This is a genomic window from Shinella zoogloeoides, from assembly GCF_022682305.1.
GTDB lineage: Bacteria > Pseudomonadota > Alphaproteobacteria > Rhizobiales > Rhizobiaceae > Shinella > Shinella zoogloeoides_B.
Genome location: NZ_CP093528.1, coordinates 1,434,272 through 1,461,271 on the forward strand (window position 1 = coordinate 1,434,272; position 27,000 = coordinate 1,461,271).

A 27,000-nucleotide genomic window follows, 5' to 3' on the forward strand; every position below is an offset into this window, starting at 1 on the left:
GCGCCCGCCGCGCCGCCGGGACCTTGATCCGGATCAAGATGCGGCCTTGGCCGCGGCGATTTCGGCGATCATTGCGAGTATATCACGTTCGGCCGCTTCCGCCGGGGCTTCTTCACGGCTGCGGATGACGATTTCCGTCGAGAAGCGGTTCTCCGAGAAGCGCGGATAGGAGCCGATGCTGGTTTCGGGGTGGTTCTTCTGGATCCCGGCGAGCGCGCTGCCGATATCACCCTCGCCGAAGGGCGAGGCGACGGAGCGCGACAGCATGGGCTGGCCGCCCTCAAGCTTCGGCACGACGGTGCCGAGCATGGCGGTGAAGACCTGCGGCACGCCGGCCATGACATAGACATTGCCGATATGGAAGCCCGGCGCGGTGGAGACGGCGTTCTCGATATGCACGGCGCCCTCGGGCATGCGGGCCATGCGCTGGCGGGCTTCGTTGAATTCCACGCCCCGGCGCTCGTACATCGCGCCGAGAAGCCGCATGGCCAGCGGATCGTGCAGGCACGGCACGCCGAAAGCCTTCGAGATCGCGTCCGCCGTGATGTCGTCATGCGTCGGGCCGATGCCGCCGGAGGTGAAGACATAGGTGTAGCGCGCGCGCAGCGCGTTCAGCGCCTCGACGATGGCGTCCTCCTCGTCCCCGACGATCCGCACCTCCTTCAGGTCGATGCCGGCGAGGAAGAGCATGTCGGCGAGCTGGCCGATATTCTTGTCCTTGGTACGCCCGGAGAGCAGTTCATCGCCGATGGCGAGCATGGCGGCGGTGGCGATCGTGGTGGAACTCATGGGCGCTCTCCGAAGTTCGGACAGAAATGCCGACCGAAGGCGGGGGCATTGTCAATGACGGGTGAACAGTCTGTCGACCGTGCCGCTTCGTGCCGCGGTCATCTCGAAGTGCTACATCCAAGGCGAGGCCGCAATCAAGCGGAAAGCCCCTTTGCAACAGGAGACGACGATGGCGAAAGTTCTGGTTCTTTATTACTCGGCCTACGGCCATATCGAAACGATGGCCTATGCCGTGGCGGAAGGCGCCAGGTCGGCCGGTGCGGACGTCACCGTCAAGCGCGTGCCGGAACTGGTGCCGGACGATGTCGCCAAGGCATCCTATTACAAAATGGACCAGAAGGCCGAGATCGCCACCGTCGCCGACCTCGAGAACTACGACGCCATCATCGTCGGCGCCGGCACCCGCTTCGGCACCGTCGCCTCGCAGATGCGCAATTTCTGGGATCAGACGGGCGGCCTTTGGGCGCAGGGCAAGCTGGTCGGCAAGGTCGGCTCGGTCTTCACCTCCTCCGCCACCCAGCACGGCGGCCAGGAATCCACTATTCTCGGCTTTATTCCGACGCTGCTTCACCACGGTCTCGTCGTCGCCGGCCTGCCCTATGCGTTCCAGGGGCAGATGGGCGTGAACGAAGTCAAGGGCGGCTCGCCCTACGGCGCCTCCACCATCACCGACGGCGACGGCTCGCGCCAGCCCTCCGAGGTGGAACTCGAAGCCGCCCGCTACCAGGGCGCACATGTGGCGAAGATCGCCGGCAAGCTTTCGGCCTGACGTTCTCCTGAAACGTCGCTGAAAAAGAGGGTGCGGCAAGCGTCAGGGGCCGCGCCCTTTTTTCTTGGGAATCCTCGTTTTCGTGGGGCGCCCTCTCAAGAATTAATACAACCAATGAGTTTGTATTTTATATTGCAACCATAGATGCATTGTGTAAGTTAACGCTGTCAGCAGCCAGTGGAGGAGAAAATCATGGCTATTTCGGTGGGTGGAACCGTCACGATAACCATTCGGGATCTGGAGCAGATTCCTGCGGATGCCGAAGCGGCGCGGGCCTTCGTGCTTGGCGATCTCGGGGAGGCGGTCTACGCGAAGATCATTGCCGCAAAGGAGCTCGTCGCGTCGGGGGCTGCACAGATCACGCAGCGCGATGCGGCGCTCGCGGTAGAGGCGCGGGATATCTCCGTCGGGATTTCGATCAGCGGAAGTTTCTGAGTTTCAAGACGGCACCGCCGCCGTCCGGCGGCGGTGCCGCTTCGGGAGGAGCGGATATGAAGCGTGCGCTTTTGGTCGGAATAAATCAGTACGAACAGGCCCAGTTCAATCTGGCGGGATGCGTCAACGACGTCCTCGAGATGGGAAAAATCCTTAAGGAAAACTACGGATTCAGCGACGGGGACATGCGGGTCGTGACCGATGCGCAGGCAACACGCTCCAACATCATGGAAAGCTTGACGAACCTGCTTTCCGGGACGAGCGCAGGAGATCAGCTTCTCTTCTACTTTGCTGGTCACGGGACGCAGAAGGGCTTCGAGGTCGATGGCGAACCGGCTGGGCGTGATCAGGCGATCGTCCCCTACGAGATAACCATCAACAGTCTTGTCACCGACAACGAACTGTTCGGCATCATCGCGCCCCGCCTGGCGCCGGATGTCAAGTTCACGGCGTTCTACGACTGTTGCCACTCCGGCACGATGATCCGTTTCGTCGAATTCGACGAGAACGGAGGGCTTCAGACCCTGCAGAACCGGTGTATCGACGTATCGGGCCTGCCGGAGGCAATGCGCGCGGCCGAAGTCGGACCCTACAATGTGCTCTCCGCCTGCAAGGATGAGCAGACGGCGGCCGACCTGAAAATCGAAGGCGTTTCCCGCGGGGCATTCAGCTATGCCTTGCAGTCCGTGCTGCGGGAGGAACCCGGTATCAGGATCGCCGATTGCGAGGATCGGGTGCTTGAGCGGGTGAAGACGGTGAGCTCCCATAAACAGGAGCCGCAATATTACTACGTCGAGCCGAATGCCAGGGTTCTCGGCTGACGATCAGGACAGGCTCAAGGGATGGTGCGGGCGGCGGGGATCGAACCCGCACAGCCAAGGCCGAGAGATTTTAAGTCTCTTGCGTCTACCAGTTTCGCCACGCCCGCGTGGTTTGCGTTCTCGATTGCCGGGGCGGGTCAGTCAAGACCGCAAATCTCAAAAAGCCTTTCCCAGGTAAATAAACCTGCCGACGCTCCCTTATGGTGGCGGGCAATTTGGACGGTAAGGAGGAGAAATGCGTCGGAAAGTCGTATTCTGCTTGGCAATGTCGGCGTCGGGAGCCGCGAACGCTGCTTCCATCTGCATCGATGGAAGCTTCATATTCACCGGGGATACACGGGTCATAAGCATCTATGACGAGGTGTGTAAGGTGGATAGAGGAAACTTCAACATAGTCGGGGGAGGTTACACCCACGGCATTGAGGTGTGCTTCAACGATTCAGGCAATGCGTCCGTCATCTATCGTAACGTGACGAACAACGGCCCCACCGTGAGAGCTGGATGGCTCAAGGACGGCGATTGCATAAAGCCATAATAGACCGAAGTGCGGATATGTAATGCGAGGATTACGGGCTGTAGGTGATGCTACAGCCCGTATCGCGTTGCGCTCAACCGCTGATCGCGTTGAACACCAGATAGAACAGCGCCGAGATCGCCGCTGCCGAGGGCAGGGTGATGATCCACGCCCAGACGATGTTGCTGGCGACGCCCCAGCGGACCGCGGAGACGCGGCGTGCGGCGCCGACGCCGATGATGGCGCCGGTGATCGTATGGGTGGTGGAGACCGGGATGCCGAGCCAGGTGGCGCCGAAGAGGGTGAGAGCGCCGCCGGTCTCCGCGCAGAAGCCCTGCATCGGGTTGAGGCGGGTGATCTTCGAGCCCATCGTGTGCACGATGCGCCAGCCGCCCATCAGCGTGCCGAGCGCCATGGCGGCCTGGCAGGTGATGACGACCCAGAAGGGCACGTAGAACTCTCCGCCGAGATACCCCTGCGAATAGAGCAGCACGGCGATGATGCCCATCGTCTTCTGCGCGTCGTTGCCGCCATGGCCGAGCGAATAGAGCGAGGCCGAGACGAACTGCATGACGCGGAAGGTGCGGTCGACGGCGAACGGCGTCTGGCGCACGAAGATCCAGGAGACGATCAGCACGAGGACCAGCGCCAGGAAGAAGCCGAGGGCGGGCGACAGGAAGATGGCGCTCGCCGTCTTGAGAAGGCCGCTCCAGACGACCGCGTCGAAGCCCGTGCGGGCAAGGCCCGCGCCGACGAGACCGCCGATGAGGGCATGCGAGGAACTGGAAGGGATGCCGAAGATCCAGGTGACGACGTTCCAGATGATCGCGCCCATCAGCGCCGCGAAGATGACGAGCGGGCTGACGATGGAGGGATCGATGATCCCCCTGCCCAGCGTCTCGGCGACATGCAGGCCGAAGAACAGGAAGGCGATGAAATTGAAGAATGCCGCCCACATCACGGCATATTGCGGCCGCAGCACGCGCGTCGAGACGATCGTGGCGATGGAGTTGGCGGCATCGTGCAGGCCGTTCAGGAAATCGAAGAGCAGCGCGATGCCGATGAGAGCGATCAGCAGCGGAAGGGCGAGGGTGGCGTCCATCAGACGTTCTCGATCACGATACCGCTGATTTCATCGGCAACATCCTCGAAGCGGTCGACGACCTTCTCGAGTTCGCCATAGATCTCGCTGCCGATGATATAGGCCATCGGATCGGATTGGCCGAACCGCTTGAAGAGATCCTTCAGGCCCTGCTCATGCAGCTCGTCCGAGCGGCCTTCGACGCGGGTGACTTCTTCCGCGATGGCGCTGAGACGGCCGGCATGCACGCCGACCTTGTCGAGCAGCGGAATGGCCTCGGCGATGAGGTGGGCGGCCTTGACGACCGCTTCGCCCATTTCCTGCATGCCGGGCTGGAAGCTCGTCTGCTCGAAGAGGCGGATGGTCTTGACCGTCTTATGCATCATGTCGATGGCGTCGTCCATCGACTGGATCAGGTCCTTGATGTCGCCGCGGTCGAAGGGCGTGATGAAGCTGCGGCGGACGGCGAGCAGGACCTCGCGCGTGATCTCGTCGGCCTGGTCTTCCAGTTCGACGATGCGGTCGCAGTGTTTTTGAAGGTCCGGGCCGCCGGCAAGCGCCGAGCGGAGGGCTTCGGCGGCGCCGACGACGGTGCGGGAATGCTGCTCGAAGAGATCGAAGAAACGGTCCTCGCGCGGCATGAATTTGCGAAACAGCGAAAGCATGGATGCCCCTTATGTGGCTGGGGTTGTCATGCGGCTGTCATAATTGAGCGGAAAGGCGCTGAAAAGCACTGATTCGCCGCTTGTCACAATTCTCTTGCGGTGCGGTAAACAGGCCCGGAGGGTATCAGGGCACGATCTTGAACGGTTGCTCGCTGATGGCGACGGCGCCGCTCGCGCTGTCGCGGAAGCGGTAGCGCAGCACGTAGTCGCCCGCCGGCGGGCTGCTGAGATTGAGCGTCAGCTTGGCGAAGACTTCCTGGTTGCGCACGCTTCCCTTGAAGTCGAAGGAGCCGAAGGCCTTCTGTTCGGCGAGTTTCGCGCCCTTCGGATCGAGCAGTTCCAGATCGACGGTGAAATGCGATTCCAGGAGGCCGCCATCGACGGGACGCCAGGTGAGGCCGACCGGCTCGACATAGGAGATCAGCGCTTCGCCCGCCTTGAAGCTGGTATCGGCGCGGGTGGCGTACATGCCGTAGCCCTCCGGCGGCGCGGAAACGAAGATCGCCTTGCCGATGGAGAAGGGCAGGGTGGCGGCGAAGGCGCCGTAGGCGTCGCGGATCGTGTTGTGCGCGCCGACCGTATCGCCGGCCGCCGCCTGCTCCTCCGCCTTCTTCGCCGCATCCGCGAGGGGGCCGGCCAGCGCGAACGTCGGCGCAAGGGCGGCGACAAAGGTCAGACGCATCAGGGACTTCCACACGGACATTCAGTCTTCCTCCAGCCGCATGCCGGCCAAGATGCGAAGAAGCGTGACAACAGTCAAGGACGGGGCCGCTCTTGTCAGTGCTTCCAGAAGAGCGGCGTCAGGATCACGAGGACGGTGAGGATTTCCAGACGTCCGAGCAGCATCAGGAAGGACAGCAGATAGAGCGCCGCATCGTGGAAGCCGGCGAAGGTGCCGGCCGGCCCGATCGCCTGCGTGACGCCCGGGCCGACATTCGAAAGCGATGTGGCCGCGGCCGAGATCGCCGTCAGCACGTCGTAGCCCATGAGGGCGAGCAGGATCGCGCCGATGGCGGAGATGGCCACGAAGGTGATGAAGAACAGAAAGACGTTGCGCTGCAGGTCCGCGTCGACCGTCATCGGCCCGTAGCGCACGGCATGGATGCCGTCGGGATAGATGAGGCGGTAGAGGCCGGTACGGATGAAGTTGAAGAGGATGATCAGGCGATAGGCCTTGATGCCGCCCGCCGTCGAGCCGGAGCAGCCGCCCATGAAGGTGGCGACGAAGGCGAGCGCGACGATGAAATGGCCCCATTGGGTGTAATCGTCGCTGGCAAAGCCGGTCGTCGATAGAATGGACGAGACGGTGAAGAAGGAATGGGCGAGGGCTTCGTGGAAATCGACGCCGTTCTGGAGGCGCTGGAAGACGCTTGCCGCGATCGAGAACAGCGCGAGGTAGCCGAGGAACACACGGATCTGCGGATCGCGCCACGCATCCACCCGCCCGCGCACCACGATGAGGATCAGGACGGAGAAGGGCAGGCTGCTCAGCGTCATGAAGAAGGTGGCGGCCCATAGCAGCGGCAGGCTCTTGAAATAGCCGAAGGAAGCGTCGTGCGTCGAAAGCCCGCCGGTGGCGACGGTGGACATGGCGTTGTTCAGCGCGTCGAAGCGGTTCATGCCGAGCGCGGCATAGGTGATGGCGCAGATGAGGGTTATCGACACATAGATGGCGAGGAAGGCGCGGGTATAGCTGGCGATGCGGGCGAAGGGCTTGTCGGCCGTGTCGGACGATTCGAGCTTGAAGAAGGACATGCCCCCGACGCGCAGATACGGCATGATGAAGAGGCCGAGCGCCAGGATCCCGATGCCGCCGAGCCAATGCAGCAGCGAGCGCCACATCAGGATGCCGGGCGGCGCATGGTCGAGGCCGACGATGACGGTGGAGCCTGTCGTGCTGATCGCGGATACCGATTCGAAGTAGGCCTGCGCGAAGGTGAGCTTCAGCGAGGAGAGCCAGAGCGGGATCGCGCCGATAAAGGTCGCGCTCAGCCAGAGCAGGTTCACCACCAAGAAGCCCATCCGCTTGTTGAAGGGCGGCGGGCCGGCGCGCGTCGCGACGGCTGTGGCAAGCGAGAGGCCGCCGGTGAAAAAGGCGGACAGTAGGAAAACCTCCCAGTCGGGATGCCCGTAATAAACGTCGATGAACGCCGGGATGAGCATCGCCAATGAAAGATAGGCTCCGCTGATGGCGGCGATGTTGATGGCGGACCGGAAGATCGTGGCGTTCAAGGAAGATGGTCCTGCAAGCCGGCTGGGTTCAAGGTCTGGTCTCGAAGGGCCGCGCGGCCAGGAGGGGCGGTGTCCAGTGCTGCGATCGACAACTTTTTGTTTTTCGCATCGTTTTTTACCGAAAACCGCTGTCCACTGTTCGGCACGATGCTATAGCCTCTGCATTGTCCAAACTCAAGGATGGCATCGAACGGCATGAAACCGGACGTCGACGCGGCCTGCGAAGCGTTGCGCGGGCTTTTCCCCGAAACACCGCTCCAGCTCAACGAACACCTTTCCGCCCGCTACGGCGCGGAGATCTACCTGAAGCGCGAGGACCTCTCGCCGGTGCGCTCCTACAAGATACGGGGCGCCTTCAACTTCTTCCGCAAGGTTCTGGCAGAGCCGGATGGCGCGCGCAGTTTCGTCTGCGCCTCGGCCGGCAACCACGCACAGGGCTTCGCCTTTGTCTGCCGGCATTTCGGCGTGCCGGGCGTGGTCTTCATGCCCGTGACGACGCCGCAGCAGAAAATCGACAAGACGCGCATGTTCGGCGGCGAGTTCGTGACGATCAGGCTCGTCGGCGACTTCTTCGACCAGTGCTACAAGGCTGCCCGCGACCATGCGGAGGCGACCGGCGCGCTGATGGTGCCGCCTTTCGACCATGCGGATATCATCGAGGGGCAGGCGACCGTGGCGGCGGAGATCGTCGCCCAGCTCGGTGAAGGCAAGCTGCCGGACCTCGTGGTCCTCCCTGTCGGCGGCGGCGGCCTTGCCTCCGGCGTCACCGGCTACCTCGACGGCATGATCGACCCATCGAGCTTCCTGTTCTGCGAGCCGGCCGGCGCGCCGAGCCTCAAGCGCAGCCTTGAAAACGGCGCGGTGGTGACGCTCGACCAGGTCGACAATTTCGTCGACGGCGCCGCGGTCGGTGAGATCGGCGCGCTGAATTTCGCGGCGCTCAACCGCTTCTCCGCCGATCAGGTCATGCTGCTTTCGGAAAACGCGATCTGCGTGACGATGATCGACATGCTGAACGTGGAGGGCGTGGTGCTGGAGCCCGCCGGCGCGCTGTCGCTGACGGCGCTGGATGCGCTCGGCCGTGAGGCGCTGGAGGGCAAGACGGTCGTCGCCGTCGTCTCCGGCGGCAATTTCGACTTCGAGCGCCTGCCGGACGTCAAGGAACGGGCGATGCGCCATGCGGGGCTGAAGAAATACTTCATCCTGCGCCTTGCCCAGCGCCCCGGCGCGCTGCGCGACTTCCTCAACATGCTCGGCCCGGACGACGATATCGCCCGCTTCGAGTACCTGAAGAAATCCGCCCGCAACTTCGGCTCGATCCTCATCGGCATCGAAACGAAGGCGCCGGAGAATTTCACGGCGCTCACGAAGGCGTTCGACGCCGCCGGCATGCGCTACCAGGACATCACCGAGAACGAGATTCTCGCAAACCTCATCATCTAGGGACACGGCGCCGGCCGTGCGTTTCTCTTGGAGCGCGCGGCCGCCTGTGCTAGCAATCGACCATGGCATCGTTCTTTTCAAAACTCTTCGGTCGCGGCGGCGGCTCGGATGCTCCGGCAAAGGTTGCCGAGGAAACCGAGACCTATAACGACCTTCTCCTTGTCGCTGCCCCCATTGCTGAAGGCGGTCAGTATCGGCTCGCGGGCCGCATCGAAAAGCAGGATGGCGAGCGCGTGCTGATCCGCACGTTCATTCGTGCCGACCTCTTCTCCTCGCGGGACGACACGGTGGCCTCGACCTTCCGCAAGGCCCGGCAGATCGCCGACCAGCACGGCGCGTCGCTGTTCGGCGACGGCGCGGAGAGCCGGCAGGTCTAAATAATCCGGATGCTTGGCAGGAAGACGCTGGAGAACCGGCGCGATTGCCTGTATCCGCAGAAGATGACTTTTGGCGATTCTCCCCGTGTCCCAAGGCGGGGATAGTCGAAGATTCGCGGACCGATCATGGGTACAGAAAACCTGATCCTGCTTCTCATCGAAGCCGGGTTCTATTTCGTCTTCATGGTGGGCATCCTGCATCTGCGCCATCAATTGGGCATCGGCGTGTTCATCGCCGCGCTTGGCGTGATGCATTTCCTCGAGACCTATCTCGCCGCCGTCTTCTACGTCGAATTGCCTTTCGGCGTGATCTCGCCCGGCTCCTCGGTGCTGTTCTCCGGCAAGCTGATGATGATTCTTCTTCTCTATGTGAAGGAGGACGCCGCCGTCGTGCGCGCGCCGATCTACGGCTTGCTCGCCGGCAACTTCCTGACGGTGGGGCTGAGCTTCCTCCTGCGGCATCACCAGACGGTGGGCGCGGTGCCGGGCCGCATCGCCGACCTCGCCTTCATCGACGAGATGGGCTGGCTGATGCTGTGGGGCACGACGTTGCTCTATCTCGATGCTCTCGGCATCATCCTGCTCTACGAGCGGCTCGGCCGGGTCTTCAGGAAGAGCGTGGCCCTGCGCTTCTTCGTCTCCGGCGTCGTCGTGCTCACCTTCGACCAGATCGGCTTCTTCGCGGCGCTGCATTTCCTCAACGGTGCGCCGGTCGCGGTCTTCTGGGGTGGCTGGGTCGCCAAGATGATGGCGGCCTGCGTCTATGCGGTGCTGATCACGGTATACCTGCATTATTCGCGCCTGTCGGCCATTCCCGTCTCGCCGCGGCCGATCGCGGACATCTTCGCCGACCTCACTTTCCGCGAGCGTTACGAGGACCTGCTCGACCGTTCCGGCCGCGACGCGCTGACGGGCATCTACGATCGAAGCCGGCTGGAATTCGAGGCCCCGCGCGTGCTTTCGGCCATGCTGGCGGCGGGTAAGCCGCTGGCGCTGATGATCATCGACGCCGACCATTTCAAGGACGTCAACGACCGCTTCGGCCACCTTGCCGGCGACGGGGTGCTCAAGGACATCGCCGCCTGCCTGCAGCGCACGCTACGCGGCGGCGACCGGATTTTCCGCTTCGGCGGTGAGGAGTTCGTCGTGCTCTGCGAGGATATCGTACCGGAGGCCGGGACAGGGCGAGCCGAGGCGTTGCGCCGCGCCGTGGAGACGGAAATCCGCCGGCCCGACGGCCTGCCGGTCACGGTCAGCATCGGTGTCGCCAACAGCTATGGCGACGGCACCACGCTCAATGCCCTCCTGTCGGCCGCCGACGCGCGGCTCTATGCGGCCAAGGACGCCGGCCGCAACCGGGTTATGGCCGGCGAAAACGCCCGGCTGCCCTAGACCCCGACATTCGGCCGGTCGATGATCTCGCGCAGCGCGAAGCTCGAATTGATCTTCACCACATGGGGCAGCGCCGAGAGCCAGTCGCGGTGGATGCGCTCGTAATCCTCGAGGTCCTTGGCCGCGACACGCAGGATATAGTCGTATTCGCCGGACATCAGGTAGCAGACAAGGACATTGGGACAGAGCTTCACCGCCGCCTCGAACTCCGCCAGCGTCTTGGCGAACTGGCCGGAGAGCGAGATGTGCACGATGGCGATCATTTTGTAGTCGAGCGCCTTGGGCGAGACGCGGGCGTGATAGCCGTTGATGACACCGGACTTTTCGAGAATGTCGAGGCGGCGCGAACAGGCCGATGGCGACAGGCCGACGCGCTCGGCAAGCTCGGCATTGGAGATTCGCCCGTTCTGCTGAACCGCCTTCAGGATCGCAGCATCGATAGCATCCAGTTGCGCCATTCGAATTTTCTCCGAAAACTCCGCTGATAATCGAAGAATATTCGATAGGCGCCCCTTTCGCCAAGGGGCTTTGCAAGGACATTGCGCGCATCCTCTGCTTCCATGATGTCTCCGCCGAACCGGCGGCAAGAACGGGAACGCACCACATCACTGGGAAAGGAACGCGCATGCGTGTCGGTTGTCCGAAGGAAATCAAGAATCATGAATATCGGGTGGGTCTCACGCCCGGAGCCGTGCGCGAATATGTGGCCCACGGCCATGAGGTGATCGTCGAGACCAAGGCCGGCGCCGGCATCGGCGCGGACGATGACGCCTATCGCGCCGCCGGCGCGAGGATCGTGCCCACCGCCGCGGACATTTTCCAGAAGTCCGACATGGTGGTGAAGGTCAAGGAACCGCAGCCCGCCGAATGGGCGCAGCTCCGCGACGGACAGATTCTCTATACCTATCTCCATCTGGCCCCCGACCCGGAACAGACGAAGGGGCTTCTCGCCTCCGGCGTCACGGCCATCGCCTATGAGACGGTGACGGACGACCGCGGTGGCCTGCCGCTGCTCGCGCCCATGTCCGAGGTCGCCGGCCGTCTCTCCATCCAGGCCGGCGCGACGGCGCTGCAGAAGGCCAATGGCGGCCGCGGCATCCTGCTCGGCGGCGTGCCGGGCGTACTGCCGGCCAAGGTCGCGATCATTGGCGGCGGCGTGGTCGGCCTCCATGCGGCGAAGATGGCTGCCGGCCTCGGTGCGGATGTCTCCATCCTCGACCGTTCGATCCCCCGCCTGCGCCAGCTCGACGACCTCTTCGGCGGCCGCGTTCACACGCGCTACTCCACCATCGACGCGCTGGAGGATGAAGTCTTCTCCGCCGATCTCGTCATCGGCGCCGTGCTCATCCCCGGTGCCGCCGCGCCGAAGCTGGTCACCCGCGAAATGCTGTCGGGCATGAAGAAAGGCGCGGTCATCGTCGACGTCGCCATCGACCAGGGCGGTTGCTTCGAGACCTCGCACGCGACGACCCATTCCGACCCGACCTACGAGGTCGATGGCGTGGTGCACTATTGCGTCGCCAACATGCCGGGCGCGGTGCCGGTCACCTCGGCCCATGCGCTCAACAACGCGACCCTGCACTATGGTCTCCAACTCGCCGACAAGGGCCTGAAGGCCATTGCCGAGGACCGGCACCTGCGCGCGGGCCTCAACGTGCACAAGGGCCGCGTGACGAACCGGCCGGTCGCCGAAGCGCTCGGCTACGAGTCCGTCGCGCCCGAGGCAGTGCTGAACGTCGCTTGAGACGATAGAGGCCCGGAGTGATCCGGGCCTTTTCTTGCCGCGAATCGAAACCGCCGGCACAGGGCCGGCGGTTCGAAGCGAAGCGGAAGGTTCAGCGCACGAACTCGTCGATGCGGCGAAGCGTGACGCGGCGGTTGCGCCACTCCTCGTTCTGCGTCGGCACCAGCAGGTATTCCTCGCCGTAGCCGACGGTCTCCAACGCACGGTAGGGAAGGCCGAATTCCTCGACGAGGACCCGTTTCAGTGATTCGGCGCGGCGTTCCGAGAGGATCTGGTTCGATGCGGCCGAGCCGACGGCGTCCGTATGGCCCTCGATCAGGAAAACGGCGCGGCGGCGGCGATTGAGGAGCCTTTCCATCGCGCGTGCGATCTGGCGCACCTTGCGGTATTCCGACCGCGGAATTTCGGCCGAGGCGAAGGCGAAGTTGATCGACTGGATGTTGATCGACGGCGCCGCGCCGCGCAGGTCCGGACGACGCTTGAATTCGCGCACCGTCACCCGTTCCTCCTCGCGCATGCGGCGGGCGGGGGCGGCGTCGAGACGGCGCAGGATCATGTCTTCCGAAGGGGTTTCCTGTGCAAGCGTCGCACGCGAAAAGGCCGGAACGGCGAGGGCGGTGGCGAACGCGGTCAGGAAGGTACGGCGTTGCATGGAGGTCTCCTTCGGTCTGGATCGTCTGTTGGCTGGAAATTGCCATGGGCGACCTGAAGGGAGGCTGAACCGCCTGTTAGGCTTCGTTCATAATGCTTAACGCCGCTCGGCCGGGGGCAGGCAGTCGCGCTTGGCGAACGCCAGCAGTTCCGCGTCCGAAAGCGGCATAACCTCGGCCTCCAGCATGCCGACCGGTGAAAAGCCGAACATCTGGTAGAGCTGCAGCGCGCGCGGATGATCGAGGCTGTTGGTGGTGACGGTCACGCGTTTCGGCCCGCTCGCCCAGGCGGCGTAAAGCGCCTGGAGCAGGAACCATTTGCCGATGCCAAGCCCGAGCGCTCGCTCGAAGAGGCCGAAATGCGAAAGCTCGATCGTGTCGTCGTCGACTTGCAGCAGTTCGAAGAAGCCGGCTGGCGCGCCGTCGACATAGAGCACGGTGACGCTATTGCGCTTGTCATGGAGCGTCGCGGCCAACGCCTCGTCGTCCATGCGCAGCCGGTCGACCCAATGCCAGCGGCTGCCGACCTGCCGGTAGAGGAAGCGATAGAAGGCCAGCGGGATTTCCGGCGCGCCGAGGATCGCGGTCTGCACATTGACCGGCACCGGCAGGCTCTGCTTCGGCGGCGCGGTCATCTCCAGCGACGTGATGGTGACGGCTATCGGCGCGGACTGGACCTTCTTCGCCATGGATCAGTCCTTGCCCGCCGCGGGACCTGTCACGACGGGCGTATCCTCGCGTCCGCCCCATTCCGTCCAGGAGCCGTCGTAAAGCGTGTTGTTCTCGTGGCCGAGCGAGTGCAGGGCCAGCGTGATGATCGCCGCCGTGATGCCGGAGCCGCAGCTCGTGACGACCGGCCTGGAAAGGTCGATGCCCGATGCCTCGAAATGCCGGCGCAGGCTTTCGAGGTCCTTGAACCTGCCGCCTTCGGAGAAGGTGCCGGAGGGCATGCTTTTCGCGCCCGGCATATGGCCGGAACGCATGCCGGCGCGCGGCTCCGCCTCCTCGCCGGTGAAGCGGCCGGCGCCGCGCGCGTCGGCGATCTGCCTGGATCCTGTCGTCACGATGCCGCGCATCTCCTCGAAGGAGGTCACGGCATAGGGGTTAAAGCTGGTTTGGAAGGTGGCGGGGGCCGGCTCCGGCAGGTCGGTTTCCAGCGGCCGTCCTTCCTTCTTCCAGCCGTCGATGCCGCCATCCATGACGAAGACGTTCTTCGCGCCCATGGTGCGGAACAGCCACCAGACGCGCGGCGCGGTGAAGATGCCGGGGCCGTCATAGACGACGATGGTGTCCGTATCCGAAATACCGAGCTTCCCGACCTCGACGGCGAAGACGTCCGGCGAGGGGATGGTGTGCGGCAGCGTGCTGGAATGGTCGTGGATCGCATCCTGGTCGAAGAAGACCGCGCCGGGAATGTGGCCTTCGGCATATTCGACCGCGCCGTTTCTGTTCTGCGCAGGAAGATACCACGACGCGTCGACGATGCGGAATTCCGGCGCGCCGAGCTGCTTCTCCACCCAATCCGCCGAAACGACGAACCTGCTCTTTTCGTTGGACATGTCTTGCTCCCTTCAAGCCTCGGAACCCGGCGCACCGAAGCGGATGCGGAACCGGCGGTTCTCCTTGCCCTTCTTTTCGATCTTGGCGATGTGGATCGCGCCGACTTCCTGCGTTTCGGAAACATGGGTGCCGCCGCAGGGCTGGCTGTCGACGGAGGAGTTCTCGCCGATGCACACGAGGCTGACGCGGCCGAGGCCCATCGGCGGGCGCACGTTCTTGGATTTCACGATGCCTGGATTGGCCGCCAGTTCCTCGTCGGTGATCCACTGAACGAAAATCGGGTGATTCTCCTCCACGAGCTTCATCAGCTTCGCCGTCACCTCGTCCCTGTCGATGGTTTCCGTCATGTCGAAATCGACGCGGCTGTCCTCCTCGCCGACCGCCGCGCCGGTGATCGGGAAGGGGCAGACGACGGAAAGGAGATGGCAGGCCGTGTGCATGCGCATCAGCCGGTAGCGGCGCGCCCAGTCTATATGGGCGACGACCGTCTCGCCGACGATGGGAAAGGTCTCGCCCTCAAGGGGCCGGTGAATGATGATTTCCTTGGTCGCGCCCGTCACGGCCGGTCCGAGCGCGATGCGGCTGCCGTCGGCGCGCTCCAGAAAGCCCGTATCGCCCGGCTGGCCGCCGGAGGTCGCATAGAAGCAGGTCTGGTCCAGCTCGATGCCGCCGTCCTCGTGCACCGCCGTCACCACCGCCTCGTTTGTCGAAAGATAGAAATCGTCGCGAAAGAGAGCGGTGGTGGGAAGGGACATGAGACCTATTCGACCGGCTGATAAGGGACCTTGATCCCCGATTTCGCCTTCAGCCAGCCTGGAACCGGCAGGCCCTTCGAATCGAGGAAGTCCGGGTTGAAGAGTTTGGACTGATAGCGGTTAGCATAGTCGCAGAGGATCGTCACGATCGTGTGGCCGGGACCGAGGTCCTTCGCGAGGCGGATTGCGCCCGCGATATTGATGCCTGAGGAGCCGCCGACGGCGATGCCTTCATTCTCGATGAGGTCGAAGACCAGCGGAACGGCCTCGGAATCCGGGATGTTGTAGGAGTAATCCGGCGTGAAGCCTTCGAGATTGGCCGTGATGCGGCCCTGGCCGATGCCCTCGGTGATCGAGCTGCCGGAGGATTTCAGTTCGCCGCTCTCATAATAGCTGTAGAGCGCCGCACCATCCGGATCGGCAAGCGCGATCTTGATGTTCGGGTTCTTCGCGCGAAGGCCGGCGGCGACGCCGGCAAGCGTACCGCCCGAGCCGACGGCCGAGACGAAGCCGTCGACCTTGCCGTTCGTGTCGCGCCAGATTTCCGGCGCGGTCGTCTCGATATGGGCGTTGCGGTTGGCGACGTTGTCGAACTGGTTGGCCCAGATCGCGCCGTTCGGCTCGGTCTTCGCAAGCTGTTCGGCGAGGCGGCCGGAAAGCTTCACATAGTTGTTCGGGTTCTTGTAGGGGACGGCCGGCACCTCGACGAGTTCCGCACCGAGCAGGCGCAGGGCGTCCTTCTTTTCCTGGCTCTGCGTCTCGGGAATGACGATGACGGTGCGATAGCCGAGCGCCTGCGCCACCAGCGCAAGGCCGATGCCCGTATTACCAGCCGTGCCCTCGACGATGACGCCGCCGGAGCGCAGTGCGCCGGAGCGTTCCGCCGCGCGGATGATGGAGAGCGCCGCACGGTCCTTCACCGACTGGCCGGGATTGAGAAACTCCGCCTTGCCGAGGATTTCGCAGCCCGTCGCCTCCGATGCGCCCTTGAGGCGGATCAGCGGCGTGTTGCCAATTGCATCGAGGACGGATGGAAGAATGGACATGGCAGACGGGCCTCGCATTATGTATCTGGACTGAAAACGTCTTTTCCGCCCGCAAGCGCCGCTTTGCAAGAAATCCTGTTTCTTGTGAAAGGGCTTCCAGAGCCATTTTTTCCACCCGACGCCTCAGGCGAGGGGTCGCGTATAGACCACCTGCCGCACATCGATGTTTTGCGCCCGAAACCCGGCCTCGCAATAATAGAAATAGAATTCCCAGAGCTTGCGGAAGCGCTCGTCGAAGCCGAGCGGCACGATGCGCTCCCAAGCGGCGCGGAAGCGGTCCCGCCATTCGGCGAGCGTGCGGGCATAGTCGTGACCGAAGCCGATATCGGAGGCCGTCGACAGACCGAACTGCCGCCCCAGCGAGGAGAGGTGCTCGCGGGTCGGCAGCATGCCGCCGGGAAAGACGTATTTCTGGATGAAGTCCGGATTGGCCCGGTATTCCGCATAGGCCTCCTGCAGGATGGTGATGATCTGCAGGCCCGCCCGTCCGCCCGGCTTCAGGCATTCGTGCAGCTTGGAGAAATAGGCCGGCCAGTATTTTTCGCCCACCGCCTCGAACATTTCGATGGAAACGATGCGGTCGTAGGTGCCGGTCTCGTCGCGGTAATCCTGGAATTTCAGTTCGACGCGGTCGGCAAGGCCGGCCTTCGCCATGCGCTCGCGGGCAAAGGCGAGCTGTTCCCGGCTGATCGTCAGGCCCGTGACCTTGCAACCGATCTCGCCGGCCGCAAATTCCGCAAAGCCGCCCCAGCCGCAGCCGATTTCCAGAACGTGGTCACCCGGTCCGATTCCGGTCGCCTCCGCCAGCGCGCGATATTTTGCGAGCTGCGCGGAGGTGAGGTCGTTCGCGCCGCGCGAATAGAGCGCGGAGGAATAGGTCATCGTCGGGTCGAGCCATTGGGAATAGAAGGCGTTGCCAAGGTCGTAGTGTGCGGCGATGTTGCGCTGCGAGCCGCGGCGGGTGTTGGCGTTCAGCCAGTGGCGGAATTTCTCGAGCAACAGGAAAAGGCCGCGCGGGCCGTTCGTATAGTCGCGCACGACCTTCGTGTTGATGAGGACCAGTTCGAGGAAGGCGCCGGCATCCGGGCTTTCCCAGTCGCCGTCCATATAGGTTTCCGCGACGCCGATTGTGCCGCCGCTGACGGCGCGGTGCATGAGGTTCCAGTTATGGAGCGTTACCGCGGCATGCGGGCCGGGAGCGCTCCCGGCGATCACGAAGGTCTGTCCGCCCGGTATCGTCATTGCCAGCGTGCCGGCTTCGAGGCCGAGCAACCCGCGAAGAACCATCTGGGCGCGAAAGGGCAATCCCTTCGTGCGCGCCGAGAAATTATCGGCCGTCAGCGGCTCATGGCCCGAAAATACCGTTCCTGAAATCATTTCAGTCGTCATCGATTGCCCCTCTGTCAACCCGACGCAAGGGAAGGCTAGCCGCAATAGATCGGAACGCCAAGTCGTGAATCGTGACAGGCCGGATCAAAAAAACGGCCGGATCGGTCGACAAAGGGGCGGGCCTTTAACGAACTGTTAGCAAGCATGGTTAATTTTGCGTCTATCCGGTGCGTTGCGGAACGGAATGCCTGCGCGCCCGTTTGGACGGAAACTGGAGACGCCACGATGCTTTTCGGACTTTTTCACGCCACCCCTACCGACGACGATGACATTGCCACTGGCACCTATGCGGACGGGGTTGTCGGAACGCCGCTGAGCGATGCCTCCGGCCGCCTGCGCGATCGCAGCCAGGCCTTTCGCCGCACCGCCCATGAGCGGGACTACGGCACGAGGCGCGCCGCCGCCCAGACCGGCGCGGGCATGATTCCCTGAAGTCGGCGCGCGCCGGGACCGAAACGTCTCGGCGTGCTTGTCCGACTGAAGCGCGCTTACCGTCAATGAATGATCGGGAGATCTGCTTTTCGCGCCTCCGGCCGAAAAGCAGAAGGGCCGCGCTAGTCAGCGCAGCCCTTCAAAATCTGGCTCGCCGGGGTCGACGAAGATGCGAACTATCTCTTTCAGATTCCCGCCGCGACCCCGAAAAACCCGCCCCAGCAGAGGAAGCGCGATCGTGACCGTGCTGAGCGCATGCGTCTGGCGGGCGGTCCGATGCCGTCGCTGCGGGAGAAAGCCTACGCATTCGCCCGCCAGCGTACGATCGTGAGGACAAGCGATTTTACCGCCATCGGTATCCCGCGGCACTATCTCGCCTGGATGTGCGAGGAGGGCTGGCTGGTGAGGGAAGGCTACGGCCTCTATCGCGCAGCCGAGCGAGAAGCTGCCTGATGGAAGCTTCGTCCGCGGAAATGTCAGGCCGCGCCGTGTTCGCCGTGGGCCCGAGCGGCTTTGACGACATCGACAATCCGGCCTTCGCGCAACGCATCGATCGGGCGCTGGCCGCCGAGGCGAGCGTCGTCGGTCAGCATGAAGTTGACCCGCATCCAGGGCTCCTCGATCGTGAACGCCTCGACCACGGCGCTCATACCGGGAAGCAGTCCGGTGCCGGTGATCTGGAAGGCGGGATAGGCGCGCTCGCCATCGACATCGAGCCAAAGGAGGGGCTGGGCCTCAAGTTCCTCGGGCGTCAGGCCGATCCGACCTGCGAACTCATCGCGGGACAGAACCCCGCCTTCCATGACGAGCATGCCGCGCTTCATAGCCGAACCGCGGGTGAAGGCCTCAGCCAAGACGGCGGTGTCAGCTATGGTTCCTGCTTGCATGGATGATCCTCCTGACCTCATCGGCCTTTGATCCCGACGAAGCCTACGAAAGAAACGGAGCCAGAGCCAGGATCGTTCATGGGCACGCCGTTTCTGGCGACGCGCCCACGAACTTCTCAGCCTATGTCGTTAGCGCCTATCCCGGTTCGCCGCATTCGGCACACGGATCGCTTCGTTGTTCGGATCGAAGGTTGGCCTGCCCCTATTGAGTGGTCCGGGTTCAGTCTAATGCATTGTCGGCCTTTGGGCCTGGTCTGATAAGGCCGGAAGCAGAGGCACGATAGCCTCTGGAGCCGGCGGCTTGTACTTGTGACCGACTCGCGTGGAGTGTCCGCTTCCGGCACTGAACCCAAGTTCCGCTAGTGACTCGTTTCGGACCTTCAGCATGTCAGCTTCGCGTCCGCACGATAAGCTGACATGCCCGGGAGCTTCAGTCTTTTCTGGCGGAGTGCGCATTGCCCATCGGCCATATCCAGGTGTCCAACTCCGATGGCACGCAAACGCTGAAGCGGCAGCGCGACGCGGTGTTCGCGACCAACCTTTCCGGTCGATAACGTCCTGGTCATTTTGCCGAGCTTGCGGATTAGCCGCGAACCACCTGCTCAAGACCAGCCCCGGCGAGCCGGGCGGCGGCGAGCAGGCGATCGAGATCGTGCCCGTTGCGAGCGCTGGCGGACAGGCCGGCCATGACGGTGCTCATATAGTCGGTCACGCGCTCGGCCTGTTCGGGATGGCGCGCGGCGACGAAGCGATGGATCGCCTCCTCCGCCGCCGCAAGGAACGTTCCGGCCGCCTCGCGTGCCTCGCGGTCGGTGCAGCGCACACCCTCGATAACGAGGCACCCCGCCGCGTCCGGATCGGCGGCATAGCGCCGCGCCGCCGCTTCCAGCACCGCGACGAGGCATTCCGCGACCGGGCGATCGGCGTTCAGCAGATCGAACAGCGGGATCGCGCCGGTACCGGCATAGCGATCGAGAATGCGGCTGTAGAGCTCGGCCTTGCTGCCGAAGGCGGCATAGAAGCTGGGCGGGTTTATCCCGATCGCCTGAGTCAGGTGCGCGATGCTGACGGCATCATAGCCACGCGAATGGAACAGCCGCTGGGCGGTCGCGACCGCTTCGTCCGGGTCGAACAGGCGCGGTCTGCCGCGTGCGCGGGATAATTTTGTATGAACCACTACAAATACCTTGACGGGTCTTTCAAGTCGTTTATGTAGCGAGTCGTAAGTTATTGATCAAGGAAAGTCCGATGGGTGTGTTTGAGGCGAAATCCGTTCTCGTGCTGGGTGGCAGTCGGGGGATCGGCGCGGCGATCGTTCGGCGTTTTGTGGCAGATGGCGCGAAGGTGACCTTTACCTATTCCGGTTCGCCTGACGCGGCCCACGCGCTGGCGGCCGAAACGGGCAGCACCGCTGTCGAGACGGACAGCGCGGATCGCGACGCGGTGATCGCGCGCGTGAAGGACAGTGGCGCGCTCGACGTGCTGGTCGTCAATGCCGGAATCGGTGTTTTCGGCGATTCTCTGGAGCAGGATCCGGACGCAATCGACCGGCTGTTCCGGATCAATATCCACGCGCCCTATCATGCCTCGGTCGAGGCCGCGCGCCAGATGCCCCAGGGTGGCCGGATCATCGTCATCGGATCGGTGAACGGCGACCGGATGCCCGTTCCAGGCATGTCCTCCTACGCGCTCAGCAAGTCTGCGCTGCAAGGGATGGCGCGCGGGCTGGCACGCGACTTCGGGTCCCGCGGGATCACGATTAATGTGGTGCAGCCCGGCCCGATCGACACCGACGCCAATCCGGCGGACGGACCGATGAAGGAGCTGCTGCACAGCTTCATGGCGATCAAGCGCCACGGGCGGCCAGAGGAAGTCGCGGGCATGGTGGCGTACCTCGCCGGCCCGGAGGCGGGGTTCGTTACGGGCGCCATGCACACCATCGACGGCGCGTTCGGTGCCTGATCCGACCTCGCCCGCGCCGATGACCACCATCGGCATCATCGGCGCGGGCGAGGTCGGCAGCCAGATTGCCCGCGCCGCCATCGCCAACGGCTATCGGGTTGTCATCGCCAACTCGCGGGGGCCCGAAACCCTGGCCGGGCTGGTCGCGGAGCTCGGGCCGCCTGCCCGCGCCGCGACCGCTGCCGGTGCGGCGGAGGCGGGAGAATTCGTCGTGATCGCGGTCCCGCTCAAGCTGGTCAACGACATGCCCGTGGCGCAACTGGCGAACAAGATCGTGCTCGACACCAACAACTATATGCCGTGGCGCGACGGGCGCTATGCCCTCGTCGATACCGGCGCGAAGACCGAGCACGAACTGCGGCAGGATCAGCTGCCAACGTCCAAGGTCGCGAAGGCGTTCACGCATATCCAGGCACCGCGCCTGTTGCTGTCGGCGCGGCCCGCTGGCACGCCGGGGCGGCACGCGCTGTCGGTGTCGAGCGACTATCCCGAAGCGGTGGCGCTGGTCACGCGACTGTACGACCAGTTCGGCTTCGACACGGCGGACAACAGCCCGCTTAGCGAGTCCTGGCGGAGCGCTCCGGGTCAGCCCGCATGGCACGCGCACGACCATCAAACGCGTCCCGCGCTGATTGCGAACCTTGCCAAGGCGACACCGCTCCCACCGAGATAGGGCAGACTGCCTCTGCCCGACCACACCGCCCATGCCTACGAGGTCTTCGCCGTTCTCGCCCGCGCCGGCATCACGTTCATGTCGGCCTGCGCCTGCCGCGGTCGGTATCGCTGAGAGGGCAGCAGCGATCCGCGATCCCGCCGACAAGGCCTATCTGCCGGCGCGTCCGACCGGACAAAGCCCTGGTCGACCTGGTCGACGCCGCGCAACGCCTGGAACACTCCCTCTGTGCACCAATGGCATCCCCCTCCAAAGCCGGCCTTCGCCATCATCACCTCGCACGCCCAGGCGTCATTCCTGACGTAGGTTTGCCCGGTAAAGCGCTAGCGGCTGATTTCGAAGAGGAACCAGGCACGGCGCTCAGCCTCGTCCGTCCAAGCATCGATCAGGCCGGACGTCGCATTATCCTTCGCCTTGTCCGCGACGTCCTTTGCGCGGCGAAACGACTCGACCATGTGGAGATTGTCGGCGCGGAGCTCACCCAGCATGTCCTGCGGCGTCACGAACTCAGCATCATTGTCCTTGATGGTCTGGTGGCGCGCGATATCGCCGATCGATCGTATGGTGGTGTTGCCCGTTTTTCGGGCGCGCTCGGCGATCGCATCGGTGGCGGCGAGGATCTCTGCGGCCTGCTCATCAAGAAGCAGGTGATAGTCCCTGAAGTAGGGTCCGGAGACGTGCCAGTGGAAATTTTTTGTCTTCAGGTAGATCGCGTAGCTGTTCGCCAAAATAATCTTCAGAGCGTCGGCGACAGTCATCGCCGCGCATCCGTCAAGATCAGAAGGTGTTGGAAGGGTGGCGTCATTATTGTTCGTCATCGATTAGACTTTCTCAATCTGGCTTACACGGGATCCAGCGCCGATTCCCCCACGGATGGCGATGTATAGAAGATGAATTCATCGCCAGACGAAGTCCAATGATCAGCGGCTATAGTTTCGATGCCTTTGAGCGACATGCGCAATCGTTGGGGGGCGGGTGTCGCAGGCGGACCGGTCGGCCTGGACCTCCACCTGCCCGTCAGGGGTCCGGTCGGAAATCCAGCACGAACGCCACGACCTTTTCGGCGGACATCTCGCACGGCTTCAGCAAGGTTTTGTCTGACGTAACGCGGTAGAGGTTGAAGCTGACAATGTCGGTCCCGGCCAACTCCCTGGCGAACAGGCTGTTGCGGCGCCCATCCCCGGATCGCCGGACAGTCAGGCCGAAACGCCGGCCTTCGTAGGCGCCTTCGCTGTATCCCTCCGCAAGCTTGGCGAAAGCGGCATCGAACCCGGCATGCTCCATCTCAATCCACCCGTCTTGATCCGGCAGAGACGCAAGGATTCGACGCTGTTGGCGCCGAACGGCCCGGGGCAGTGTCCTTCAGCCGAGCCGCTTCGGGATGGGCGGAAGATCTGAGATGCCGGCGCTTGCACAGGGCCATCAGCGAAGCCGCCGCCTGACCAGTCTGCTATGCAACGTCCACGCCCTTCCAGAAAGCGACGTGATCCCGAATGCCCTCGGCTTCCGGCGTCGGATCGGGATAGGTCCAGGCCGCGTTCGCGTTGAGCGCATCGCCCACACGAACATGGAAGTAGCGCGCGGTGCCCTTGATCGGACAGACGGACGTGTGCGGGCTCATCTCAAGCAGGCTAAAATCGACCGCCGACGGTGGGAAGTAGTGGTTTCCCTCGACGACGACCGTCTCGTTGCTTGTGGCGATGGTGGCGTCATTCCAGATAGCTGAGACCAACGGACTCTCCTTTCCCATTCAAAAACCGGCACGAGGTCATGGGGTGTCTGCCCGGGCCGCGCCCCCTCAGTTGGCGCGCGGCGTGCGCCCGAGGAGTTTGTCGAGTTCGCCTCTGACATCGAGCTCGAAAAGCTCGTCGGAGCCACCGACATGCGTGCCGTTGATGAAGATCTGCGGCACGGTGTTTCGACCCGACGCTTCCGTCATGGCCTGCCGGTGAACCGGATCCGCCTCGATATCGAGTTCCTTCCATTGCACGCCCTTCTCCTTGAGGAGCGTCTTCGCCCGGCGGCAGAACGGGCACCAGTTCGTGATGTACAGCAGCACATCAGTTGTCATATCGCGTCTCCGACAGTTGGAAGCGGATCGCTGTCATGGCGTTGATCTACCGTCAGCCGCGTTCGAGGAGGGCGACTGTGCCTTGACCGCCGTCGGCGCAGATGCTGACGATTGCGCGCGATCCGGGCGGCATGGCCCAAAGTTCCTTCACCGCTTGGCTGAGGTCGCGCGCGCCTGTAGCGCCGAACGGATGACCCAGGGCGACCGAGCCTCCATTGGGATTGACGCGGTCCCAGTCGAAATCGCCCATAGCCGCCTGGACACCGGCTGTCGCGCGCACCCACTCCCGATCGGTGATGGCCGCGACGTTCGCCAGGACCTGGGCTGCGAAGGCTTCGTGGATTTCCCAGAGTGCGATGTCGGAGAAGCTGAGTTGATGCCGCGCGAGCAGGCGCGGAATGCCATAGGAGGGCGCCATCAGCAGGCCCTCAGTGTGGAGATCGACGGCAGAGATCTCGTAGTCGACGAGCCGCGCGTAGGGGGTGCCCGCCGGGAGTCTCGCCACACCGGCTTCGGTAGCGACCCAACACCCGGCGGCTCCATCCGTAATCGGTGAGCTGTTGCCGGCGGTCAGGGTTCCCCTCCCGCTGTCGCGATCGAAGGCGGGCTTGAGTGCGGCCAGCCGTTCGGGCGACGTATCGGCGCGCGGGTTCGCATCGCGCGCCAGCTCAGGCAGCGAAATCACGAGATCGTCGAAGAAGCCACGTTCCCAACCAGCGACTGCCCGCTGGTGGCTCTTGAGCGCCCAATCATCCTGCGCGACGCGCGAGACCCGCCAAGCCTTGGCGGTCTCCTCCATATGATCACCCATCGTCCTTCCGGTGATCCGGTTGGCCCAGCCCTTTGTGGGGAGCACGTAGTCTCGTGGCGTCAGAGACTGGAGGGCGGCAAGCGCGGCGGTCGCATCCTGCGCAAAGAGGTCGGTGAGCCGCTTCGATGCATCGGCCGTCAGGGCGATTGACGGCCGGCTCATGACTTCGGATCCGCCGACCATGGTGAGGTGGGTTCCTCCGCCCAGCATCCCTGCCGCAGCGAAGGTCGCCGTCATGCTGGTCGAGCATGCCAGGACGACGGAGAACGCCGGAACAGTCGGATTGAGCTTGGCATCAAGCCAGGTTTCGCGAGCAATATTGCTCCAGCCCAAATTCGGAATCACGGTTCCCCAGACGAGGAGATCGGGCTCCGCCTGCGCCGCCATCGCCTGTACGACAGGCACGGACAGAGAGATGGCGTCGTAAGCCGCCAACGCGCCTCCACCGCGGCCGAAAGGGGTCCGAAGGCCGGCTGCAACGAAGACGGGTTTGGCAAAGCGGCTCATTATGATCTCCAAACTATTTCTGGGCTGCACTTCCGCGACGGCGGAACGCGCAGTCGCTTGGGCCGCTAACCACCGTAGCGCTCGGTTTTGATAATGGTGGGGTCCAGGCCGGCCAGCAGCGCGCCCTCGGTCGCGATGTTGACGAAACCGTTGGACCCGCAAACGAATACTTGTGTGGGCTTTCGGTGAAGCCGGGCCAGAATTTCTTGGACCATCACGCCGTCGATCCGTCGCGCAAAGTCCGATGCGCGGACCGGGTTCTCGCGCGTAATTGCCAGCGCCAAGACGAATGCCGGATCGCTGACTTCGATGGAATGAAGCTCTTTTGAGAAGAGAACGTCTTCAGCGGTTCGTGCGGACAGGAGCAGCGCTGTCGGCACGACCTGGGCTAGTGCGCGGCGCTGCCGGATCATTGCCATCAACGGCACGAGGCCCGAGCCTGCCCCGATCAACAGCACTGGGTCTATGGCAGGTTCAGGCCATAGAAAATGGCCGCCGAGCGGACCACGAAGCTCGATTTCGTCGCCGATCGCTGCGACATCGTGAAAGAACGGCGAAACTTCGCCATCCGGTAGGCGCTCGATAGCGAGCTCGACGATCGGAGACGAGATTGCCGAAGACGCGATCGAGTAACTCCGCATCGCACTGTAGCCACCGGGCGCGGTCAGCCGGACATCGACATGCTGCCCTGCGATGTGCGCGAACGGTTTGCTCAACCGAAGGAAGAAGCTCTTGATACTCGGGGTCTGTTGGACGATTTCGTCGATTACGCATGGCTGCCACGCGATTTGCGCGCCGTTTTCAGTCATTGGTGTATCGTTGCTCGCGCCACGGATCGCCGTAGATGTGATAGCCGCGCAGCTCCCAAAATCCGGCCTCGTCACGCGTTGTGAATTGCAGCGCGTTCACCCATTTGGCGGACTTCCAGAAGTAAAGGTGCGGAACCAGAAGACGCGCCGGCCCTCCATGATCGCGGGGAAGCGGCTTGCCCGCATAGTTGAGGGCGACCATCGCTTTCCCGGAGAGAAGATCCGCCAGCGGGATGTTTGTCGAGTAGTTATCGTAGCAGTGCGCCAAGACGAAATCGGTGGGCCGATCGAGCCCTGCATCTGCAAGGATGTCTTCTACGAGTACGCCCTCCCACGCGGTATCCAGCTTGGACCAGGACGTGACGCAGTGAATGTCTCGGGTCACCTTGGTCTTCGGTAGAGCGTTGAACTCGCTCCAATTCCACACTTTGACCGGCTTCGGACCGATCTTGACGGTGAATTTCCAATCGGAGGGCTCCACGTTCGGCGTTGGCCCGGCCGTCAGAACAGGGAAATTCTCCACGAGATGCTGACCCGGCGGAATCCGATCGGACCGGTCGCCGCCTGGACCGCGGCCTGTGAAACCTCTGGTGACCATAGCGAAACCCCCTTGCTTGTCACGACAGACCAGAACCGGATTCAGTTCAGAATTCTGTAAAAGATCTTTGCGCGCACAACCGCCGAACGAGCCAATTCACTGAAAATCAGAATACCGGATTCTCTATTAGCGTAGAGAAAAGTGTTGGACCATTTTGAGTCGTGGTTATGCGTGAAGACTATAGCGTCAGTCCAGTATGATTTCCCAATACCCTGTCGCTATAGTTTCGATAGCTTCGAACCGGCATTGCAGGCGTATCCCCGTCAGCGGATTTCGAGCGGACGCCGTCGCTTGCCAACGTTGGTGTGAGACCGGCGGGCGAGATCGCCCCTGCCAACGCGACCGCTGAGAGGTCGACTCCTCAACCGCTTGGGCGCTTATCGCCTCCATCCGGATGCTCACCCGCCGAACAGCAATAAACCGCTATTTTCGATAAAGTTCTGAATCCGGCTCCGAGGTATGGAAACTATGTCGTACCGCTATTGGATATGTTGCGCGCATACCTTCATAGTCTGACACGCGAAATCTTTGCATCCTGAGTATATTTCGGAGGAAATTTCGATCTGATCGATAAGACTTCAGGATACA

Annotated in this window: 34 protein-coding genes and 1 tRNA gene; 12 read left to right on the forward strand and 23 right to left on the reverse strand. The window is 63.2% G+C overall.

Annotated elements, in window-relative coordinates; translation table 11 throughout:
- Positions 1-33: 33 nt before the first annotated feature.
- Positions 34-789 (reverse strand): competence/damage-inducible protein A, encoded by a 756-nt coding sequence (locus MOE34_RS07380; RefSeq protein ID WP_242222525.1) that lies wholly within the window; start codon positions 787-789, stop codon positions 34-36.
- Between the two features lie 169 nt (positions 790-958).
- Between MOE34_RS07380 and wrbA the strand changes: the two genes are divergently transcribed.
- The 3 genes from wrbA (at position 959) to MOE34_RS07395 (ending at position 2,814) form a co-directional block, all read left to right on the forward strand.
- The gene (gene wrbA, locus MOE34_RS07385) at positions 959-1,558 is read left to right on the forward strand and encodes an NAD(P)H:quinone oxidoreductase (RefSeq protein WP_242222526.1); all 600 of its coding nucleotides are present in this window, start codon (positions 959-961) and stop codon (positions 1,556-1,558) included.
- A 192-nt stretch (positions 1,559-1,750) separates the two neighbouring features.
- A complete protein-coding gene (locus MOE34_RS07390) occupies positions 1,751-1,993 on the forward strand; it encodes a hypothetical protein (protein WP_242222528.1) in 243 nt (80 codons plus the stop codon).
- Positions 1,994-2,049: 56 nt separating this feature from the next.
- Positions 2,050-2,814: a caspase family protein gene (locus tag MOE34_RS07395; RefSeq protein ID WP_242222530.1), complete on the forward strand. Its 765-nt coding sequence runs from the start codon at positions 2,050-2,052 to the stop codon at positions 2,812-2,814.
- A gap of 22 nt (positions 2,815-2,836) precedes the next feature.
- On the opposite strand, the gene MOE34_RS07400 is transcribed toward MOE34_RS07395, so the two are convergent.
- A tRNA-Leu gene (locus tag MOE34_RS07400) sits at positions 2,837-2,921 on the reverse strand.
- 128 nt (positions 2,922-3,049) lie between these two features.
- On the opposite strand from MOE34_RS07400, the gene MOE34_RS07405 reads away from it, so the two are divergent.
- Positions 3,050-3,349 carry a hypothetical protein gene (locus MOE34_RS07405; RefSeq protein WP_242222532.1) on the forward strand — a complete coding sequence of 100 codons (300 nt, stop codon included), beginning with the start codon at positions 3,050-3,052 and terminating at the stop codon, positions 3,347-3,349.
- A 73-nt stretch (positions 3,350-3,422) separates the two neighbouring features.
- On the opposite strand, the gene MOE34_RS07410 is transcribed toward MOE34_RS07405, so the two are convergent.
- The 4 genes from MOE34_RS07410 to MOE34_RS07425 all read right to left on the reverse strand — a co-directional run bounded on the left by MOE34_RS07410 (position 3,423) and on the right by MOE34_RS07425 (position 7,306).
- On the reverse strand, positions 3,423-4,430 hold the full coding sequence (locus MOE34_RS07410; protein WP_242222534.1) for an inorganic phosphate transporter: 1,008 nt from the start codon (positions 4,428-4,430) through the stop codon (positions 3,423-3,425).
- The gene (locus MOE34_RS07415) at positions 4,430-5,074 is read right to left on the reverse strand and encodes a DUF47 domain-containing protein (RefSeq protein WP_242222536.1); all 645 of its coding nucleotides are present in this window, start codon (positions 5,072-5,074) and stop codon (positions 4,430-4,432) included. Before MOE34_RS07415 ends, MOE34_RS07410 begins: the two co-directional genes overlap by 1 nt.
- 124 nt (positions 5,075-5,198) lie before the next feature.
- The gene (locus tag MOE34_RS07420) at positions 5,199-5,777 is read right to left on the reverse strand and encodes a hypothetical protein (RefSeq protein ID WP_242222538.1); all 579 of its coding nucleotides are present in this window, start codon (positions 5,775-5,777) and stop codon (positions 5,199-5,201) included.
- Positions 5,778-5,851: 74 nt separating this feature from the next.
- The gene (locus MOE34_RS07425) at positions 5,852-7,306 is read right to left on the reverse strand and encodes a TrkH family potassium uptake protein (RefSeq protein WP_242222540.1); all 1,455 of its coding nucleotides are present in this window, start codon (positions 7,304-7,306) and stop codon (positions 5,852-5,854) included.
- 195 nt (positions 7,307-7,501) lie between these two features.
- On the opposite strand from MOE34_RS07425, the gene ilvA reads away from it, so the two are divergent.
- The 3 genes from ilvA (at position 7,502) to MOE34_RS07440 (ending at position 10,518) form a co-directional block, all read left to right on the forward strand.
- A complete protein-coding gene (ilvA, locus tag MOE34_RS07430) occupies positions 7,502-8,749 on the forward strand; it encodes a threonine ammonia-lyase (protein WP_242222542.1) in 1,248 nt (415 codons plus the stop codon).
- Positions 8,750-8,811: 62 nt separating this feature from the next.
- Positions 8,812-9,126 (forward strand): HlyU family transcriptional regulator, encoded by a 315-nt coding sequence (locus tag MOE34_RS07435; RefSeq protein ID WP_242222544.1) that lies wholly within the window; start codon positions 8,812-8,814, stop codon positions 9,124-9,126.
- Positions 9,127-9,249: 123 nt separating this feature from the next.
- The gene (locus MOE34_RS07440) at positions 9,250-10,518 is read left to right on the forward strand and encodes a GGDEF domain-containing protein (protein WP_242223835.1); all 1,269 of its coding nucleotides are present in this window, start codon (positions 9,250-9,252) and stop codon (positions 10,516-10,518) included.
- Here MOE34_RS07440 and MOE34_RS07445 read toward each other — a convergent pair.
- Complete coding sequence (locus MOE34_RS07445) at positions 10,515-10,976, reverse strand: Lrp/AsnC family transcriptional regulator (protein ID WP_160784649.1); 462 nt, start codon at positions 10,974-10,976, stop codon at positions 10,515-10,517. The two genes, MOE34_RS07440 and MOE34_RS07445, sit on opposite strands and share 4 nt — an antisense overlap.
- A 167-nt stretch (positions 10,977-11,143) precedes the next feature.
- On the opposite strand from MOE34_RS07445, the gene ald reads away from it, so the two are divergent.
- Complete coding sequence (gene ald / locus MOE34_RS07450) at positions 11,144-12,262, forward strand: alanine dehydrogenase (protein ID WP_242222546.1); 1,119 nt, start codon at positions 11,144-11,146, stop codon at positions 12,260-12,262.
- A gap of 91 nt (positions 12,263-12,353) precedes the next feature.
- Here ald and MOE34_RS07455 read toward each other — a convergent pair whose 3' ends face one another.
- From MOE34_RS07455 to MOE34_RS07480, 6 genes are all read right to left on the reverse strand, one after another.
- Positions 12,354-12,914, reverse strand: a complete 561-nt coding sequence (locus MOE34_RS07455; RefSeq protein WP_242222548.1) for an OmpA family protein — start codon at positions 12,912-12,914, stop codon at positions 12,354-12,356.
- Between the two features lie 96 nt (positions 12,915-13,010).
- Positions 13,011-13,601, reverse strand: a complete 591-nt coding sequence (locus MOE34_RS07460; protein ID WP_242222550.1) for a GNAT family N-acetyltransferase — start codon at positions 13,599-13,601, stop codon at positions 13,011-13,013.
- A 3-nt stretch (positions 13,602-13,604) separates the two neighbouring features.
- Positions 13,605-14,471, reverse strand: a complete 867-nt coding sequence (gene sseA / locus MOE34_RS07465; protein ID WP_242222552.1) for a 3-mercaptopyruvate sulfurtransferase — start codon at positions 14,469-14,471, stop codon at positions 13,605-13,607.
- A 12-nt stretch (positions 14,472-14,483) separates the two neighbouring features.
- Complete coding sequence (locus tag MOE34_RS07470) at positions 14,484-15,227, reverse strand: alanyl-tRNA editing protein (protein WP_242222553.1); 744 nt, start codon at positions 15,225-15,227, stop codon at positions 14,484-14,486.
- A gap of 5 nt (positions 15,228-15,232) precedes the next feature.
- Complete coding sequence (locus MOE34_RS07475; protein WP_242222555.1) at positions 15,233-16,273, reverse strand: cysteine synthase A; 1,041 nt, start codon at positions 16,271-16,273, stop codon at positions 15,233-15,235.
- Positions 16,274-16,396: 123 nt separating this feature from the next.
- Positions 16,397-17,662 (reverse strand): SAM-dependent methyltransferase, encoded by a 1,266-nt coding sequence (locus MOE34_RS07480; protein ID WP_242222557.1) that lies wholly within the window; start codon positions 17,660-17,662, stop codon positions 16,397-16,399.
- Positions 17,663-17,887: 225 nt separating this feature from the next.
- On the opposite strand from MOE34_RS07480, the gene MOE34_RS07485 reads away from it, so the two are divergent.
- Together MOE34_RS07485 and MOE34_RS07490 are read left to right on the forward strand one after the other, a co-directional pair.
- Complete coding sequence (locus MOE34_RS07485) at positions 17,888-18,094, forward strand: hypothetical protein (protein WP_242222559.1); 207 nt, start codon at positions 17,888-17,890, stop codon at positions 18,092-18,094.
- Between the two features lie 276 nt (positions 18,095-18,370).
- Entirely contained in the window at positions 18,371-18,547 is a 177-nt protein-coding gene (locus MOE34_RS07490) for a type IV toxin-antitoxin system AbiEi family antitoxin domain-containing protein (protein WP_242222561.1), read from the forward strand.
- 23 nt (positions 18,548-18,570) lie between these two features.
- Here MOE34_RS07490 and MOE34_RS07495 read toward each other — a convergent pair whose 3' ends face one another.
- Positions 18,571-18,981, reverse strand: a complete 411-nt coding sequence (locus MOE34_RS07495) for an Rv2175c family DNA-binding protein (protein ID WP_242222563.1) — start codon at positions 18,979-18,981, stop codon at positions 18,571-18,573.
- A 583-nt stretch (positions 18,982-19,564) separates the two neighbouring features.
- Positions 19,565-20,158, reverse strand: coding sequence for a TetR/AcrR family transcriptional regulator (locus MOE34_RS07500; protein ID WP_018429645.1), 594 nt, complete (start codon positions 20,156-20,158; stop codon positions 19,565-19,567).
- 71 nt (positions 20,159-20,229) lie between these two features.
- On the opposite strand from MOE34_RS07500, the gene bdcA reads away from it, so the two are divergent.
- On the forward strand, positions 20,230-20,943 hold the full coding sequence (bdcA, locus tag MOE34_RS07505; protein WP_026227545.1) for an SDR family oxidoreductase: 714 nt from the start codon (positions 20,230-20,232) through the stop codon (positions 20,941-20,943).
- Positions 20,944-20,962: 19 nt separating this feature from the next.
- Positions 20,963-21,616, forward strand: coding sequence for an NADPH-dependent F420 reductase (locus MOE34_RS07510; RefSeq protein WP_026227544.1), 654 nt, complete (start codon positions 20,963-20,965; stop codon positions 21,614-21,616).
- 35 nt (positions 21,617-21,651) lie between these two features.
- Here MOE34_RS07510 and MOE34_RS25485 read toward each other — a convergent pair whose 3' ends face one another.
- The 8 genes from MOE34_RS25485 to MOE34_RS07545 all read right to left on the reverse strand — a co-directional run bounded on the left by MOE34_RS25485 (position 21,652) and on the right by MOE34_RS07545 (position 26,412).
- The gene (locus tag MOE34_RS25485) at positions 21,652-21,888 is read right to left on the reverse strand and encodes a peptide-methionine (S)-S-oxide reductase (protein WP_347342754.1); all 237 of its coding nucleotides are present in this window, start codon (positions 21,886-21,888) and stop codon (positions 21,652-21,654) included.
- Between the two features lie 51 nt (positions 21,889-21,939).
- Positions 21,940-22,374, reverse strand: coding sequence for a Dps family protein (locus tag MOE34_RS07515; protein ID WP_142172135.1), 435 nt, complete (start codon positions 22,372-22,374; stop codon positions 21,940-21,942).
- 259 nt (positions 22,375-22,633) lie between these two features.
- Positions 22,634-22,900, reverse strand: a complete 267-nt coding sequence (locus tag MOE34_RS07520; RefSeq protein ID WP_242222565.1) for a hypothetical protein — start codon at positions 22,898-22,900, stop codon at positions 22,634-22,636.
- Positions 22,901-23,066: 166 nt separating this feature from the next.
- Positions 23,067-23,348, reverse strand: coding sequence for a DUF427 domain-containing protein (locus MOE34_RS07525; RefSeq protein ID WP_242222566.1), 282 nt, complete (start codon positions 23,346-23,348; stop codon positions 23,067-23,069).
- Positions 23,349-23,414: 66 nt separating this feature from the next.
- Complete coding sequence (grxC, locus tag MOE34_RS07530; RefSeq protein ID WP_242222568.1) at positions 23,415-23,687, reverse strand: glutaredoxin 3; 273 nt, start codon at positions 23,685-23,687, stop codon at positions 23,415-23,417.
- A gap of 52 nt (positions 23,688-23,739) precedes the next feature.
- Positions 23,740-25,005, reverse strand: coding sequence for a thiolase family protein (locus tag MOE34_RS07535; RefSeq protein ID WP_242222570.1), 1,266 nt, complete (start codon positions 25,003-25,005; stop codon positions 23,740-23,742).
- 65 nt (positions 25,006-25,070) lie between these two features.
- Entirely contained in the window at positions 25,071-25,814 is a 744-nt protein-coding gene (locus MOE34_RS07540) for a ferredoxin reductase (protein WP_242222572.1), read from the reverse strand.
- Positions 25,807-26,412, reverse strand: a complete 606-nt coding sequence (locus MOE34_RS07545; protein ID WP_242222574.1) for a sulfite oxidase-like oxidoreductase — start codon at positions 26,410-26,412, stop codon at positions 25,807-25,809. The genes MOE34_RS07540 and MOE34_RS07545 overlap by 8 nt, the downstream gene beginning before the upstream one ends.
- Positions 26,413-27,000 lie beyond the last annotated feature (588 nt).